Below are 15,199 nucleotides of genomic sequence, written 5' to 3'. Positions count from 1 at the left end.
GCATGAGGCATCGGGATATGCAGCAGGGGGGTTGGGCCGGCTAAAAATCGCTGAGGCGCAGGCGGCTGGCCGCCGCCAGCATGGACAAAAACGCCCGGAGCGTTTTTGAACGACGTTGACGTCGGCCCCGAAGGGGTGAGTCCCAGGGATGGGACGAATAACCTGGCGGAGGCAAGCCTTACAGGGACGTTACCTCTTGCCGTCCCCGAATAGCCAGACGGCGGAGACGAAGGTATCGCGCAGCGACGATTTTTCTTGCCGGGATGCCGGGTCCCCAGGGCCGGGCGAAACCGGCCCTGTGCCGTTCACCTATGCCGCAGTAAACAGAAGTATGCGGGACCAATGGTGAACGGAACATTCCACCGAACACTTCACAGAGCAAGCTAAGAAAACACGCCTTCACCCTGCCCTAAAACGACCATCAGGCGACTATCTGCTCCATCGCCTGCAGGATCCGCTTATCGGAAATGGGGTACGGGGTACCCAGCTGCTGGGCGAAGAAGCTGACGCGCAGCTCCTCGATCATCCAGCGGATCTCCTGCACGTCCTCGTCGTCACGGCGGGCTGGCGGCAGCTTATTCAGCCACTGCTGCCACGCCTGCTGAATGCTCTCAACCTTCAGCATCTGCGCGCGATCGCGGTGCGGATCGACCGCCATCTTCTCCAGCCGCTTTTCAATCGCCTGCAGATAGCGCAGGGTATCGCCCAGCCGGCGGAAGCCGTTGCCGGTGACGAAGCCGCGATAAACCAGGCCGCTCATCTGCCCTTTGATATCCGACAGCCCCAGCGCCATGCTCATATCCACGCGCCCTTTCAGGCGCTTGTTGACGTTGAACACCGCGGTCAGGATCTGCTCAACCTGTTTGGCAATCTCCACCACCGTATCGTTGAGCTCGGCGCGCACCTTGTCGTGCAGCTGCGTAAAGCCCTCTTCGGTCCAAACCGGCCCGCCGGCCTCGTCGATAAGCTTATCGACGCCGCAGGAGATGCAGTCGTCAATCAGATCCAGCACCTTGCCGTAGGGGTTAAAATAGAGCCCCAGCTTGGCCTTGTTCGGCAGCTTCTCGTGCAGATATTTGACAGGCGACGGAATGTTCAGCAGCAGCAGCCGGCGAAGACCGCGCCACATCGCCTGCTGCTGTTCGAGCGGATTGTCGAACAGCTTAATCGCGACGCTGTCACGTTCGTCCACCAGCGCCGGCCAGGCCTTAACCCGATAGTTGCCGCGCTTTTGTTCATAGCTTTCCGCCAGGGTGCCGAAGCTCCAGATATGCAGCCCGCTCTGCTCGATACCGTCATCGGCCACCGCGGAGAGCGTCTCCTGCACTTTCCCCTTCAGCGCATCCTTTAACTCCTGCAGCGAACGGCCTTCGGCGAGCTTCTTGTTCTTATCATCCACCACCCGGAAGGTGATTTTCAGGTGATCGGGCACCTGATCCCACTGCCAGGCCTCGCGGTCGATGGTCACGCCGCTCATCCGCCGCAGCTCGCGCTCCAGCGAATCCAGCAGCGGTAGCTCCAGCGGCGTCGCGCGGCCTAAAAAGGCTTCGGCATAGTTCGGCGCCGGCACGAAGTTGCGCCGCACCGGTTTCGGCAGCGATTTAATCAGGGCGATAATCAGTTCCCGACGCAGGCCGGGGATTTGCCATTCGAAGCCGGCCTCGTCCACCTGGTTGAGCAGCGGCAGCGGAATATGCACCGTCACCCCATCGGCGTCGGCGCCCGGTTCGAACTGATAGGTCAGACGCAGCTTGAGGTTGCCCTGGTGCCAGAAGTTCGGGTAGTCCAGCTTGCTGACCTGCTCCGCACCCTCTTTAATCAGCATGCTCTTTTCAAAGTTGAGCAGATCCGGAGTCTCGCGGCTGGCCTGCTTCCACCAGTTGTCGAAGTGGCGCGCCGAGATGACGTCATGGCCGATGCGCCGATCGTAAAACTCAAACATCGTTTCGTCGTCGACCAGGATGTCGCGGCGGCGCGATTTGTGCTCCAGCTCTTCGATTTCCGTGCGCAGCTTGAGGTTGTCGCGGAAGAAGGCGTGCCGGGTCTGCCAGTCGCCCTCCACCAGCGCGTGGCGGATAAACAGCTCGCGGCACAGCGCCGGGTCAATCTGGCTGTAGTTCACCTTGCGGGCGGCGACGATCGGCAGGCCGTAGACGGTTACTTTCTCCGTCGCCATCACCGCCCCCTGCGCCCTCTCCCAGTGCGGTTCGCTGTATGAGCGCTTAATCAGATGCTGCGCCACCGGCTCCACCCATTCCGGGTCGATGCGCGCGGCGATGCGCCCCCACAGGCGGCTGGTTTCCACCAGCTCGGCAACCATGGTCCACTTCGGCGGCTTCTTAAACAGCCCGGAGCCCGGGAAGATCGAGAAGCGGGCGTTACGCGCGCCGGTAAATTCCTGCTTGTCGGTATCCTTCATGCCGATATGCGACAGCAGCCCGGTCAGCAGCGCGGTGTGAATTTCGCGGTACTCCGCCGGCTCGCTATTTACCGGCAGGCCCAGCTCTTTCACCACCTGGCGCAGCTGGGTGTAGATGTCCTGCCACTCGCGCACCCGGAGGTAGTTAAGAAAATCGACGCGGCACTGGCGGCGGAACTGGTTCGATGACAGCGCTTTCTGCTGCTCGCCGAGGTAGTTCCATAAGTTGACGAAAGCGAGAAAATCCGACTCTTTATCGTGGAAACGGCGGTGCTTCTCATCGGAGGCCTGCTGCTTGTCCATCGGACGTTCGCGCGGGTCCTGAATCGACAGCGCCGAGGTGATGATCATCGCCTCGCGCACGCAGCCGTGCTTTTGCGCTTCCAGCACCATCCGCGCCAGCCGCGGGTCAACCGGCAGCTGGCTGAGCTGGCGGCCCATCGGCGTCAGCTTATAGGCGGTCATCTGCTCGTCGGTGGTAATCGCCCCGAGCTCTTCCAGCAGGCGCACGCCGTCCTGGATGTTACGCTTGTCCGGCGCCTCAACGAACGGGAAGGCGGCGATATCCCCCAGCCCCAGGGCGGTCATCTGCAGAATAACCGATGCCAGGTTGGTGCGCAGGATTTCCGGGTCGGTAAACTCCGGGCGCGACAGAAAATCATCTTCGGAATAGAGACGAATACAGATCCCTTCCGATACGCGGCCGCAGCGGCCTTTACGCTGGTTAGCGGAGGCCTGGGAAACGGGCTCAATCGGCAGGCGCTGCACCTTGGTGCGGAAGCTGTAGCGGCTGATGCGCGCGGTGCCCGGGTCAATAACGTACTTAATTCCCGGCACCGTCAGCGAGGTTTCCGCGACGTTGGTCGCCAGCACGATGCGCCGCCCGCTGTGGGACTGGAAGACGCGGTTCTGCTCGCTGTTCGACAGCCGGGCATAGAGCGGCAGCACTTCGGTATGCCGCAGGTTGAGCTTGTTGAGCGCATCGGCGGTATCGCGAATTTCCCGCTCTCCGCTCATAAAGATCAGAATATCGCCGGGACTTTCATGCCCCAGCTCTTCGACGGCGTCGAAAATCGCCTGCAGCTGATCGCGCTCGGTGTCATCGGCCTCTTCAACGATCGGCCGGTAGCGAACCTCGACCGGATAGGTGCGGCCGGAGACTTCGATAATCGGCGCATGGTTAAAGTGGCGCGAGAAGCGTTCCGGATCGATGGTCGCCGAGGTGATGATGATTTTCAGATCCGGACGCTTCGGCAGCAGCTCCCGCAGGTAGCCAAGCAGGAAGTCTATATTGAGGCTGCGTTCGTGGGCCTCATCGATAATGATGGTGTCGTACTGCATCAGCAGGCGGTCCTGCTGGATTTCCGCCAGCAGGATACCGTCGGTCATCAGCTTGACCATCGTGTTGTCGCCGACGTGGTCGCTAAAGCGCACCTTATAACCGATGCAGCCGCCAGGTTCGCTTTGCAGCTCCTCGGCGATGCGGTTCGCCACGGTACGCGCCGCCAGACGACGCGGCTGAGTGTGGCCAATGAGGCCTTTCACCCCGCGCCCCAGCTCCATACAGATTTTCGGCAGTTGGGTGGTTTTACCGGAACCGGTCTCCCCCGCCACAATCACCACCTGGTGATCGCGCACGGCTTCGAGAATCTCTTGTTTTTTCTGGCTTACCGGCAGGTTTTCCGGGTAGGTAATCGCCGGCCGCGCCGCTTCGCGCAGCAGGACTCTCCCTGCCGCCGCCGCAATCTCCTGCGCCATCTCCCGCAGAATAGCCTGCTGGGATTCAGGATTTTTAACCTTCTTCACGCCGTGCAGACGGCGGGAAAAGCGAGACCTGTCGCGCAGCATCAGGCCGTCAAGCTGCTGGAAGATCTGGGGGAAGGTGAAAATTTGTTGTTCTGTCATAGCGTTATCGGGCAGTGCTCTGCCAGGAAAAATCTCTTTTGAAGTATTGCTGTAGATTACCACAGCTGTGCATTTCGTGCCTTGTTCAAAAAAACTGAACACAGAGTTCGATTTATTGCGCTTTCTCTGTGGCATGATTGTGAATAAAGTGTCAGCAAGCACCAGGGCATCGACCCGTCAATCTCATATAAGGAAACACCCATGAGCAAAGTATTAGTTCTGAAATCCAGTATTCTGGCAGGGTACTCGCAATCCGGTCAGCTGTCCGACTATTTTGTTGAACAATGGCGTGAAAAGCACGCTGAAGACGCGATCACCGTGCGTGACCTGGCAGCAAACCCGATCCCTGTACTGGATGGCGAACTGGTTGGTGCTCTGCGTCCGAGCGATGCGCCGCTGACTCCGCGTCAGCAGGAAGCGCTGGCGCTGTCCGACGAGCTGATCGCTGAGCTGCAGGCGAATGACGTGATTGTTATCGCCGCGCCGATGTACAACTTCAACATCCCGACTCAGCTGAAAAACTACTTCGACCTGGTGGCACGCGCCGGCGTCACCTTCCGTTACACCGAGAAAGGGCCGGAAGGTCTGGTTACCGGTAAACGCGCTGTCGTTGTGACCAGCCGCGGCGGCATCCATAAAGATACCCCGACTGACCTGGTGACTCCGTACCTGTCGACCTTCCTCGGCTTCATCGGCATCACCGACGTGAACTTCGTCTTCGCTGAAGGTATCGCTTACGGTCCGGAAGTGGCTGCCAAAGCGCAGAACGACGCGAAAGCGGCCATCGATAGCGTGGTTGCAGCGTAATTTAGATTGCCACTCCCACCGCCCGGTGGGAGTTTCTTCTCCCCGTCCCCCACCTTACGAGACGCCTCCTAAAATCAGCAGCCAATTCTGCCTGTAAATCCCCCAACGTATACGATAGCGCTCACGGCTTGCGGCCAGCTGTCTCCGATCTCCAGGCCTGACCTGACAAAATGTCGAAAAATCAGCGATAGGTACCATGTACACGCCCAGGTGTACATGGTACCTTAACAAGGAGCGTACTCATGTGCTGTGCGATTGAATTTATCGAAACGCCGCTGTTTACCCGGCAGATAAAACAGCTTGCTACTGACGATGAGCTTCGGGCGCTGCAGAAAGAACTCATTGGCAATCCGGATGCCGGGGATATCATCCAGAATACGGGTGGACTACGGAAAATCAGGATGGCGACCGGCGTTCAGGGGAAAAGCGGCAGCGCAAGGGTGATTTATTTCCTCGCCACCGCTGAGATTATCTATCTGGTTTTGGCGTACCCGAAAAGCACCAAAGATAATCTGACCGATGCTGAAAAAGCGCAGCTCAAAAAACTAGCTAAACTACTGAAAAATGAGGTGTGACATGAGTTTTTTTGATGAGCTTCAAACGTCCCTCAAAGAAGCCGTTGATATCAAAAATGGCGATAAAGCCCCAGCCCGCGTGACTCGCTATGAGATCGCTGACGTAAAAGCTATTCGAGCGCAGCTGAACGTTTCCCAGACGGAAATGGCGCAAGCGCTGGGAACCAGCGTGGATACCATTAAAAGCTGGGAATCCAGACGACGTAACCCAACGGGGCTTGCGGCAAAAGTGCTGGCGGCGATTCAGGCGAACCCGGCACTCTTTCGCGAGCTGGCTAAATACTAGGCCCTCGAAGCCAGAGGGCTCTGGTTCAGGATGATGATTTCGGCCGCAGGCTTTCATCAAACTCCAGCCGCTTTCTCTGCGGCTCCACCTCTTTCAGCGGCTCCACCTGATGCAGCGTTTGCTGGCAGCGCCCGACCAGCGCCTGATACTCCCGCGTCCCCTGCTTTTTCCACGCGATCTCCTGCTCACTCAGGGTGCGAATGGCCTTCGCCGGGCTGCCGACGATCAGATGGTTGGCCGGCATCTCGGCTTTAGCCTTAACGAACGCCGAGGCGCCGACGATGCTGTTTTCGCCAATCGTTGCGCCGTCGATAATCACCGCGCTCATCCCGACCAGCGCGTTGCGGCCGATAACGCAGCCGTGAAGGATCGCCCCGTGGCCGATATGCCCGTCCTCTTCGACCACCGTATCCTGGCCGGGAAAGCCGTGCATCACGCAGTTATCCTGAATGTTGGCGCCATCTTTCACCACGATGCGCCCGAAATCACCGCGCAGGCTGGCGTTAGGGCCGACGTAGACGCCTTTACCGAGGATCACGTCGCCAATCAGCACCGCCGTGGGGTGAACGTAGCTTTCATCCGGTACCACCGGGGTCATACCGTCTATCTGATAAATCGGCATCGGCTCTCCTTAAGCGGCGGTCAGGCCGCCAAAACGTTGAAAATAGAGCGGCCCCGGCGCCGGCAGTTCGCCGACCGAGCTCTCCCCGTTCTCGCTGACGAAGGCCAGCGCGCCGGGCGCGACGCGTTGATAAATATTGATGCACAGCTGGCGCGCGGTCTGCCCCAGCCAGTGCGCCGGCAGCAGCTCCTCCGGCAGCAGCGGATCTTTTAGCACCACCCGACGATAAAAATGGATTAGCAGCAGCTGGATCTGGAAGCAGCGCTCTGCGGTCAGCTCCGCGCTATCGACGTCGCGCAGCAGCGGCAGCAGCGGGCGAAACAGCGAAATAAAGGTTTCGTACATCGCGTTTTGTTCGGTCAGGTGCCAGCACTCCTCGACGCGCGCGCGCAGCGCCGCCCGGGAGAGCGCCAGCGGAGAGTGCGCTTCAAAGCAGATGACGTTTTCCGCCACCCCCGCTTCATGCAGCAGCGACTGCACGTCCGCCAGCTTCTGCGCCGGCGAGGCGAGCAGGCTCGGCGCAAGTGCGCCAAAACCCTGCCACAGAAGCTGCTTTTTCACCTCCGCGAGGGTGTTTTTTTCCAGCCCCTCGGAGAGCAGCAGCAGCCAGGTGCCGTCCCACTCCGGCGCGGCGGCGCGATAAATTTTGTGCTCCGCGCGGCGGGTCAGGCGCAGCCCCTTGTCGCTCAGACGATAGAAGCTGCGGCGGCCGATACGCACCACGTCCAGCCACTCCTCTTTGTTGAGGCGAAACAGCGCCGTCCGCACAAAACGTTCGCCGAATCCCAGCCCTTCGAGCAGGGCCGCCACGCTGCCGAGCCACACTTCGCCCCCGCGCTGCAGCAGGGAATCACCGTACAGGGAGGCGATCAGCGACGTCCCGCTAATCGGCATCGCCGTCACCGCCTGTTGAATAAAATTATCAAGCCTGCTCATATGATTCATTCCGTTGCGGTTAGTAGTCCATGACGAATCATAGCACAGGGAACTCCCGGCAGGGGCGCTGCGTCCCGCCGGGGATTTCATCGCCCGGCCGGGCCGGGAGGCGCTGACCTAGCCGTTGGCGGCGACCTTGCGCAGGTCGAACACCCGGCAGGCCTTCCCTTCCGAGCGCGGGATGCTGCCGCAGTTGACGATGCTGATATCGGTGGAGATCCCGACCATCGACTTGATGCGGTGGCGCAGCTGATGGCAGATCTGGCAGCGCTGCTCGTGGCTCAGCGACAGGCTGCTCTCCTTCAGCTCCACGCGCACCGAAAGTGAATCAAGATGGCCGCGACGATTTACCTCCAGCTGGTAGTGCGGCGCCAGATGCTCCACCTTGAGGATCTCCTCTTCCAGCTGCGACGGGAAGACGTTGACGCCGCGAATAATCAGCATGTCGTCGCTGCGTCCGCTGATGCGATCCATCCGCCGCATGCTGCGCGCGGTGCCCGGCAGCAGGCGGGTCAGATCGCGGGTACGGTAGCGGATCACCGGCAGCGCCTCTTTGGTCAGGGTGGTGAACAGCAGCTCGCCGTGTTCGCCATCCGCCAGCGGCGTGCCGTCGTGCGGGTTGACTACTTCCGGATAGAAATGGTCCTCCCAGATGGTCGGGCCGTCGGCGGTTTCCAGACACTCCATCGCCACCCCCGGCCCCATCACTTCCGAAAGCCCGTAGATATCCAGGGCGGTGATCCCGAGACGACGCTCGATTTCCGCCCGCATCGCCAGCGTCCACGGCTCGGCGCCGAATACGCCAACCCGCAACGAGCAGCGGCTGGCATCGCCGCCCATCTGCCGCTCGAGCTCTTCAATCAGGTTCAGGCAGTACGAGGGCGTGACCATAATCATATCCGGCTGAAAATCGCGGATCAGCTGCGCCTGTTTTTCCGTCTGGCCGCCGGACATCGGGATCACCGTGGCCCCCAGACGCTCCGCGCCGTAGTGCGCGCCAAGGCCGCCGGTAAACAGGCCGTAGCCGTAGGCGACGTGGATTTTATCTTTTGCCGTGCCGCCGGCGGCGCGCAGGGAGCGGGCGACGATATTGGCCCAGGTATCGATATCATTTTGCGTGTAGCCCACCACCGTCGGTTTGCCGGTGGTCCCGGACGAGGCGTGGATGCGCACAATCTGCTCCATCGGCACCGCAAAGGTATCGAACGGGTAGTTATCGCGCAGATCCTGTTTGGTGGTGCACGGGAACTTGCTCAGGTCGCTCAGTTCGTGGAAATCGTCAGGATGCACCCCCGCCGCGTCAAACTTGCGGCGGTACATCGGAACGTTGTCGTAAGCATGTTTCAGCGTCCACTTCAGACGCTGGGTTTGCAGAGCCTGTAATTCATCACGAGAAGCGTTTTCAATCGGATCTAATTTTGTATTAGTTATCATTTTAGGGTACTCGCAGGTAAATTAGCTCACACTCGCTCGAGGATCATGGCAATGCCCTGACCCACGCCAATACACATCGTACACAGGGCGTAGCGCCCGCCGCGCCGCTGCAGCTCCAGGCTCGCGCTCAGCGCCAGCCGGGCGCCGCTCATTCCCAGCGGATGGCCTAAAGCGATGGCGCCGCCGTTGGGGTTAACGTGCGCGGCATCATCCGCCACCCCCAGCTGTCTGAGCACGCCCAGCGCCTGGGCGGCGAAGGCTTCGTTCAGTTCAATAACGTCCATATCGTTGATATTCAGCCCCGCGCGCTCCAGCACCTTACGCACGGCGGGTACCGGCCCGAGCCCCATCAGCCGTGGTTCAACCCCGGCGGTAGCCATCGCCACAATGCGCGCCCGCGGCGTCAGCCCCTGGGCCAGGGCCTGCTGTTCGCTGGCGATAATCAGCGCCGCGGCGCCGTCGTTGACCCCGGAGGCGTTGCCGGCGGTGACCACGCCGCCCTTGCGGAACGGGGTTTTTAGCTGAGAAAGCTGCTCCAGGGTGGTTTCCGCCCGCGGATGCTCATCGTCGCGAACGACGCTGACCGCCCCCTTCCTGCCAATAATCTGTACCGGGACGATCTCCTGCGCCAGGATGCCGTCACGCTGGGCTTTCGCCGTCAGCCGCTGGCTGCGCAGGGCGAACGCGTCCTGATCGGCGCGGCTAATATTTAACAACTCGGCTACATTCTCCGCCGTTTCCGGCATGCTGTCAGTGCCGAATTGCTGCTGCATGAGCGGGTTCACAAAACGCCAGCCGATGGTGGTATCAAACAGCTCCGCCTGACGCTGGTACGGCGCGCTGGCCTTGCCCATCACAAACGGCGCCCGCGACATCGACTCCACGCCGCCGGCAATCATCAGGTCGGCATCCCCGGCCTTAATGGCGCGGGCGGCAAAGCCGATCGCGTCCAGCCCGGAGCCGCACAGGCGGTTGATAGTGGTGCCGGAGACGCTCGGCAGATAGCCCGCCAGCAGCGTCGCCATATGCGCCACGTTGCGGTTATCTTCTCCGGCCTGGTTGGCGCAGCCGAAAATCACGTCGTCAATGCAGCCGGGATCGAGGCGCGGATTGCGGCTCAGCAGCTCGCGCAGCGGAACAGCGGCTAAATCATCGGCCCGCACGCTGGCGAGCGCCCCGCCGTAGCGGCCGATCGGCGTACGAATTCCGTCACAAATAAAGGCGTCACGCATCAGACTTCTCCTGTGATTGTGCCGCCGATGCGGTGCGATTTACCGCGAAACAGGGCGACAATTTTCTGTTGTTGGTTAACGATTTCGATGTCGTAGACGCCGGTCAGTTTGCCCTGCTGCCTGACCCGCGCGGTGGCGACCAGCCGGTCGCCGGCGAAGGCCGGGCGCAGAAAATCGATGCTTGCCGCCGAGGCGACCGCCGCCTGCCCCTGGCTGTTGCAGGCGTAGGCAAAGGCGGTGTCGGCGAGGGAAAAGAGCTGCCCGCCGTGGCAGGTTTGATGGCCGTTAAGCATGTTCGGCGCGACGGTCATGGTCATCTGCGCGTAGCCCTCGTCCATCTCGATAATGTCGATCCCCAGCGTTTGGGCGCAGGTATCGTGTTCATACATTGCGCGCGCGTTGCGCCAGGCCTTATCGTTCATTGCGCATCTCCAGCAGCGCCTTCTGGCGCAGTAGCGAACAGGGGCGATAGCGCTCTTCGCCGTAGTGCTGCTGGAGGTTTTCCAGCAGGCGCAGTACGCGGTTCCAGCCCAGCCGGGCGCCCCACGCCAGCGGGCCGTGCGGGTAGTTCACCCCCAGGCGCATCGCGGTATCGATATCCGCCGGATCGGCCACGCCTTTCTGCACCGCATCCAGCGCTTCATTCACCAGCATCGCCACCGTGCGCCACACCAGCAGCCCCGGATAGTCGGCAACCTGCAGCACTTTTTTGCCCTGCTGCTGAAAATAGCGCACCGCTTTATCGGTGGCCGAGCGCGGATTAGACTCCGCGCTCGCCAGCACCACCGTCTCCCCGGCGCTGTGGTCATAGACCACCACCGGACGGCCGTGCTGCGCGCTCAGGGCTTCGGCGGTTTGGCCTTCGGTCTCCATCAGCAGCAGCTCGTCAAGTTCGGTGACATTGTCACTTTTCCGCGTCACCTTCCGCGCGCCTGCCGATTCGGCCACCGCGCTGAGGCTCAGATCCGCCTCGGCGTCCAGCGGCCAGCGGTATACCCCCTGCCCGCTCTTTTTGCCCAGCCGTCCGGCCAGCGCCAGCTCCTGCTGCTGCAGCGAGGGAAGGAAGCGCCGGTCCTGCCAGAAGGCGTTAAATACCGAACAGGTCACCGCGAAGTTGACGTCCTGGCCGATCAAGTCGGTCAGCGCCAGCGGCCCCATCGGAAAACCGCCGCCGTCGCGCAGGGCGGCGTCAATGACCTGCGCGGGAGCCACCTGCTCCTCCAGCGCCCGCCAGGCTTCGGCGTAGAACGGGCGCGCCACGCGATTGACGATAAACCCCGGCGTTGAGCGGCAGCGCACCGGCTGCTTACCCCACGCGCTAACGCACCGGCACAGCTGTTCAACCACTTCCGGCGAGGTGGCCAGGCCGCTGACCACTTCCACCAGCCGCATCACCGGCGCCGGGTTAAAGAAGTGCAGGCCGGCCACGCGCTCCGGGTGCTTCACCCCGGCGGCAATCGCGGTAATCGAAATCGAGGAGGTGTTGCTGGTGAGCAGCGCGGAGGGCGAGCAGATCTCCGCCAGCTGGCTGAACAGCGCTTTTTTGATCTCAGGACGTTCGGAAGCCGCTTCAATCACCAGCTGCGCCGGCGCCAGCGCGGCCAGTTCCGTCGTCGGCACGATGCGGGCCAGCAGCGCCTCGGCCTGCTCTGCCGTCAGCCTGCCGCGCGCGACGCGCGAGGCCAGCCGCTGGCGAATACCGTCCACCGCGCAGGTTAGCGCATCGCCGGCGATATCGTAGAGCAGCACCTGATGTCCGGCGCCGGCGGCGACCTCCGCGATTCCTGAGCCCATAGTGCCGCCGCCGATCACGGCAACGGTATGCAGTGTTGTGCTCATAGGCTATTTCCCGCTGAACAGTGGAGGACGTTTGGCGAGGAAAGCGCTCACGCCTTCGCGGTAGTCGGCGCTGCGTCCGGCCAGGCGCTGGTAGTCGCGTTCCAGGTCAAGCTGGGCATCAAGGCCGTTGGTTTCCGCAGCCAGCAGGGCTTGCTTAATCAGGCCGAGGCCGAAGGTCGGCTGCGTCGCCAGATGACGGGCCAGCTGAAGGCTGGTGTCCGCCAGCTCGGCGTCCTCCACCAGCTGCCAGATCATCCCCCACTGGGCGGCCTGTTCGGCGCTGAGCTTCTCGCCCAGCAGCGCCAGCCCCATCGCCCTGGCGCGTCCGGCGATCCGCGGCAGAAACCAGCTGCCGCCGCAGTCGGGCACCAGCCCAAGCTTGCTGAAGGCCATTACGAAGCTGGCGGATCGCGCGGCGAGCACCAGGTCGCAGCCCAGCGCCAGAGTTGCCCCGGCCCCGGCCGCCACGCCGTTAACCGCCGCAATCACCGGCTTCGGCAGCGCCGCCAGGCGGCGCACCAGCGGGTTATAGAAGCGCTCCACCGACAGCCCCAGATCCGGCGCCGGGCCGCTGGGGTCAACGTTGCGGTCGTTCAGATCCTGGCCAGCGCAAAAGCCGCGCCCGGCGCCGGTAATCAGCAGGCAGCGCACGCTGTCGTCGCGTTCGGCCTGGGTCAGGCACTCGGCGAGCTGCTGATGCATCACGTCATTAAAGCTGTTCAGGCGATCCGGACGGTTAAGGGTAATCGTCATCACGCCCTGTTCTACGGTGCTGAGAATAAAAGCTTCCACGATTAGCGTCCTTTAAATTGCGGGGTACGTTTTTGTAAAAAGGCGTCGATGCCTTCGCGACGATCTTCCGTCGCGCTGAGCAGCGTAAACAGCTGACGCTCCTGCTGGAGACCGGCCTGCAGCCCCACCTCCTGCGCCTGGCGCAGCGCCTGCTTCGCCGCCCGCAGCGCCAGCGGCGAGTGGCGGGCAATGGTCGCTGCCAGCTTGAGGGCATACTCATCGCTTAACGCCGGCGGATAGATATCGCTCACCAGACCGGCCTGCTGCGCCCGCCGGGCGTCGATCGTTTCGCCGCTCAGCACCATGCGGCTGGCCAGCGCCTTGCCGACGCAGCGGATCAGCCGCTGGGTACCGCCCGCGCCGGGCATCATGCCGAGGGTGATTTCCGGCACCCCGAAGCGGGCGTTATCCCCCGCGACCACCAGGTCGCAGAGCAGCGCCAGCTCGCAGCCCGCGCCGAGGGCGTAGCCGTTCACGGCCGCAATCAGCGGCTTGCTGAAGGCGTCAATTCGCGCCCACAGGCGAGGGCGAAGATCATCGAACGTGGCCGGGAGATCTTTTTCCGCCATCTCGTTAAGGTCGGCGCCGGCGGCAAACACGCGCTGGCCGCCGCTAATCATGCAGACGCTAATGTCCGGGTCGGCCGCCGCGGCTTCCAGCGCCTCGGCAAGCCGGGTCAGCAGCGCATTATTGAGCGCATTGCGCGCCTGCGGGCGGTTGAGAGTCAGGTGCAGCACCCGCCCGTGGCGGGTAATCAGCAGTTCGCTCATGCCATCCCCCGGGCGTCAAAATCCACCACCACGTCGCCGCTGGTCGGCAGCGCCTGGCAGCTGAGCACGTAGCCGGCCGCCAGCTCGTCCGCTTCGAGGCTGTAGTTTGCCGCCATCGCCACTTCCCCGCGCAGCACCTTGCATTTGCAGGTAGCGCAGACGCCGCCTTTGCAGGCGAACGGCAGATCCGCCCCCTGGCGCAGCGCCGCGTCGAGAATGCTGTCATCTTCCGCGCTGAGGGCCACCAGCCGATCGCGGCCGTCCTGGCGAATGGTGACGGTTCGGCCCCCGGCCTGCACGCCGGTCGCGCGCTTAACGCTGCTGCCCGGGGTATTAAAGCGTTCAAGATGAATGCTGTGCGCCGCCATCCCGAGCTCCCCCAGCGCGGCTTCCGCTTCATCCATCATCAGCGCCGGGCCGCAGATAAAGGCCTCGTCGAAGCGGCTGAAGTCCAGCAGCCGGCCGGAGAGCGCACGCAGCTTAGCGCCGTCGATGCGCCCCTGCAGCAGGTCGCTGTCCATTGACTCCTGGCTAAACAGGTGCACCACCTGCAGCCGCTGCGGGTAGCGATCTTTCAGGTCCGCCAGCGCCTGGCGAAACATCATGCTGTGGCTGCTGCGGTTGCCGTAAATCAGGGTGAAGCGGCTCTGCGTTTCGGTGGCGAGCGTGGCGCCGATAATCGCCATCATCGGCGTAATGCCGGAACCGGCGGCAATCGCCAGGTATTCGCCGCGGCGTTCGGCCTGCGGCTGGTAGCCAAAATGGCCCTGCGGCACCATCACCTCCAGGGCCATACCCTGGTGGATATCGTGCTGCGCATAGCGTGAGAAGCGGCCGCCGTCGATGGCCTTCACCGCCACGCTGATTTCGGCCGGGGAGCGGCTGCGGCAAATGGAGTAGCAGCGCCGCAGCTCTTCCCCGCCGAGGCGGGCTTTCACGGTCAAGTGCTGGCCGGGACGGAAGGCGTACTCGGTCTGCAGCGCGTCGGGGATCGCAAAGGTAATGGTCACCGCATCGCGGGTTTCCGGCTCCACTTTCGCGACGGTAAGCGAATGAAACGTCGTCATGGCAACCTCAAATACATTTAAAGTAATCAAAGGGTTCACGGCAGCTGTCGCAGCGGTAGAGCGCCTTGCAGGCAGTAGAACCGAATTCGCTAATCAGCGAGGTGTGGAGGCTGCCGCAGCGCGGGCAAACCACCTCCTGCGGCATACCGGCATGGCAGGCGTGCCCCTGCGGCGGGCTGATCCCGTACTGGCGCAGGCGCTCGCGGGCCGCCTGATTCATCCAGTCGGTGGTCCACGGCGGGTCAAGCTGCAGGACGATATGCACCGGCGCGTAGCCGTGGCGGGCCATCGCCGCGCGGATCTCGCCCAGCAGGTGCTCCGTTGCCGGGCAGCCAGAGTAGGTCGGCGTAAAGCCAATCACCCAGCCCTCGCCGCGCGGCGCCACGCTGCGCACCATTCCGAGGTCGGTAATGGTCAGCACCGGCACTTCCGGGTCGGGGATCGCGCTGAGCAGGGCCCAGATAGCGTGAACGTCGGCGGGGGCGATCGCGGTCAGTCGTTGCATAGCCACCTCC

At 62.5% G+C, this 15,199-nt stretch carries 14 protein-coding genes; 3 read left to right on the top strand and 11 right to left on the bottom strand.

From position 1 onward, the window contains the following. Window positions 1–421 precede the first annotated feature (421 nt). Window positions 422–4,267, bottom strand: coding sequence for an ATP-dependent RNA helicase HrpA (hrpA, locus tag GO007_RS07015; protein WP_255430877.1), 3,846 nt, complete (start codon window positions 4,265–4,267; stop codon window positions 422–424). Between the two features lie 258 nt (window positions 4,268–4,525). Between hrpA and azoR the strand changes: the two genes are divergently transcribed. From azoR to nadS, 3 genes are all read left to right on the top strand, one after another. Beyond that, window positions 4,526–5,131, top strand: a complete 606-nt coding sequence (gene azoR / locus GO007_RS07010; RefSeq protein WP_095097309.1) for an FMN-dependent NADH-azoreductase — start codon at window positions 4,526–4,528, stop codon at window positions 5,129–5,131. Between the two features lie 242 nt (window positions 5,132–5,373). Next, on the top strand, window positions 5,374–5,706 hold the full coding sequence (locus GO007_RS07005) for a type II toxin-antitoxin system RelE/ParE family toxin (protein WP_095097306.1): 333 nt from the start codon (window positions 5,374–5,376) through the stop codon (window positions 5,704–5,706). 1 nt (window position 5,707) lies between these two features. Next, a complete protein-coding gene (gene nadS, locus GO007_RS07000) occupies window positions 5,708–5,992 on the top strand; it encodes a NadS family protein (RefSeq protein WP_095097303.1) in 285 nt (94 codons plus the stop codon). Window positions 5,993–6,017: 25 nt separating this feature from the next. Here the strand turns inward: nadS and paaY are convergent, their stop codons facing one another. The 10 genes from paaY to paaD all read right to left on the bottom strand — a co-directional run bounded on the left by paaY (window position 6,018) and on the right by paaD (window position 15,189). Beyond that, entirely contained in the window at window positions 6,018–6,614 is a 597-nt protein-coding gene (paaY, locus tag GO007_RS06995; RefSeq protein WP_095097300.1) for a phenylacetic acid degradation protein PaaY, read from the bottom strand. 9 nt (window positions 6,615–6,623) lie between these two features. Continuing rightward, window positions 6,624–7,550: a phenylacetic acid degradation operon negative regulatory protein PaaX gene (paaX, locus tag GO007_RS06990; protein WP_189339828.1), complete on the bottom strand. Its 927-nt coding sequence runs from the start codon at window positions 7,548–7,550 to the stop codon at window positions 6,624–6,626. A 117-nt stretch (window positions 7,551–7,667) separates the two neighbouring features. Further along, a complete protein-coding gene (gene paaK, locus GO007_RS06985) occupies window positions 7,668–8,984 on the bottom strand; it encodes a phenylacetate--CoA ligase PaaK (RefSeq protein WP_095097294.1) in 1,317 nt (438 codons plus the stop codon). Between the two features lie 26 nt (window positions 8,985–9,010). After that, entirely contained in the window at window positions 9,011–10,216 is a 1,206-nt protein-coding gene (gene pcaF / locus GO007_RS06980; RefSeq protein WP_095097291.1) for a 3-oxoadipyl-CoA thiolase, read from the bottom strand. After that, window positions 10,216–10,638 carry a hydroxyphenylacetyl-CoA thioesterase PaaI gene (paaI, locus tag GO007_RS06975; protein ID WP_095097288.1) on the bottom strand — a complete coding sequence of 141 codons (423 nt, stop codon included), beginning with the start codon at window positions 10,636–10,638 and terminating at the stop codon, window positions 10,216–10,218. The genes pcaF and paaI overlap by 1 nt, the downstream gene beginning before the upstream one ends. After that, the gene (locus GO007_RS06970) at window positions 10,628–12,055 is read right to left on the bottom strand and encodes a 3-hydroxyacyl-CoA dehydrogenase (protein WP_095097286.1); all 1,428 of its coding nucleotides are present in this window, start codon (window positions 12,053–12,055) and stop codon (window positions 10,628–10,630) included. Before GO007_RS06970 ends, paaI begins: the two co-directional genes overlap by 11 nt. A 3-nt stretch (window positions 12,056–12,058) precedes the next feature. After that, on the bottom strand, window positions 12,059–12,847 hold the full coding sequence (gene paaG / locus GO007_RS06965) for a 2-(1,2-epoxy-1,2-dihydrophenyl)acetyl-CoA isomerase PaaG (protein ID WP_095097283.1): 789 nt from the start codon (window positions 12,845–12,847) through the stop codon (window positions 12,059–12,061). A 2-nt stretch (window positions 12,848–12,849) separates the two neighbouring features. Further along, on the bottom strand, window positions 12,850–13,617 hold the full coding sequence (gene paaF, locus GO007_RS06960) for a 2,3-dehydroadipyl-CoA hydratase PaaF (protein WP_095097280.1): 768 nt from the start codon (window positions 13,615–13,617) through the stop codon (window positions 12,850–12,852). Then, window positions 13,614–14,684 (bottom strand): 1,2-phenylacetyl-CoA epoxidase subunit PaaE, encoded by a 1,071-nt coding sequence (paaE, locus tag GO007_RS06955; RefSeq protein WP_095097277.1) that lies wholly within the window; start codon window positions 14,682–14,684, stop codon window positions 13,614–13,616. The genes paaF and paaE overlap by 4 nt, the downstream gene beginning before the upstream one ends. A gap of 7 nt (window positions 14,685–14,691) precedes the next feature. Beyond that, window positions 14,692–15,189: a 1,2-phenylacetyl-CoA epoxidase subunit PaaD gene (paaD, locus tag GO007_RS06950; protein WP_095097274.1), complete on the bottom strand. Its 498-nt coding sequence runs from the start codon at window positions 15,187–15,189 to the stop codon at window positions 14,692–14,694. Between the last annotated feature and the right edge of the window lie 10 nt (window positions 15,190–15,199).

It is taken from the genome of Klebsiella sp. 10-1, from assembly GCF_009758445.1.
In the GTDB taxonomy this organism is placed as follows: domain Bacteria; phylum Pseudomonadota; class Gammaproteobacteria; order Enterobacterales; family Enterobacteriaceae; genus Klebsiella; species Klebsiella scottii.
The sequence above is the reverse complement of the archived record's forward strand: the minus strand, read 5'-3'. Positions and strand labels throughout refer to the sequence as shown.

What these genes read in the sequence shown, in the direction of transcription:
- hrpA (WP_255430877.1), bottom strand. Translation starts at nt 4,267, where the DNA reads ATGCTGCGCGACAGGTCTCGCTTTTCCCGCCGTCTGCACGGCGTGAAG.
- azoR (WP_095097309.1), top strand. Translation starts at nt 4,526, where the DNA reads ATGAGCAAAGTATTAGTTCTGAAATCCAGTATTCTGGCAGGGTACTCG.
- GO007_RS07005 (WP_095097306.1), top strand. Translation starts at nt 5,374, where the DNA reads ATGTGCTGTGCGATTGAATTTATCGAAACGCCGCTGTTTACCCGGCAG.
- nadS (WP_095097303.1), top strand. Translation starts at nt 5,708, where the DNA reads ATGAGTTTTTTTGATGAGCTTCAAACGTCCCTCAAAGAAGCCGTTGAT.
- paaY (WP_095097300.1), bottom strand. Translation starts at nt 6,614, where the DNA reads ATGCCGATTTATCAGATAGACGGTATGACCCCGGTGGTACCGGATGAA.
- paaX (WP_189339828.1), bottom strand. Translation starts at nt 7,550, where the DNA reads ATGAGCAGGCTTGATAATTTTATTCAACAGGCGGTGACGGCGATGCCG.
- paaK (WP_095097294.1), bottom strand. Translation starts at nt 8,984, where the DNA reads ATGATAACTAATACAAAATTAGATCCGATTGAAAACGCTTCTCGTGAT.
- pcaF (WP_095097291.1), bottom strand. Translation starts at nt 10,216, where the DNA reads ATGCGTGACGCCTTTATTTGTGACGGAATTCGTACGCCGATCGGCCGC.
- paaI (WP_095097288.1), bottom strand. Translation starts at nt 10,638, where the DNA reads ATGAACGATAAGGCCTGGCGCAACGCGCGCGCAATGTATGAACACGAT.
- GO007_RS06970 (WP_095097286.1), bottom strand. Translation starts at nt 12,055, where the DNA reads ATGAGCACAACACTGCATACCGTTGCCGTGATCGGCGGCGGCACTATG.
- paaF (WP_095097280.1), bottom strand. Translation starts at nt 13,617, where the DNA reads ATGAGCGAACTGCTGATTACCCGCCACGGGCGGGTGCTGCACCTGACT.
- paaE (WP_095097277.1), bottom strand. Translation starts at nt 14,684, where the DNA reads ATGACGACGTTTCATTCGCTTACCGTCGCGAAAGTGGAGCCGGAAACC.
- paaD (WP_095097274.1), bottom strand. Translation starts at nt 15,189, where the DNA reads ATGCAACGACTGACCGCGATCGCCCCCGCCGACGTTCACGCTATCTGG.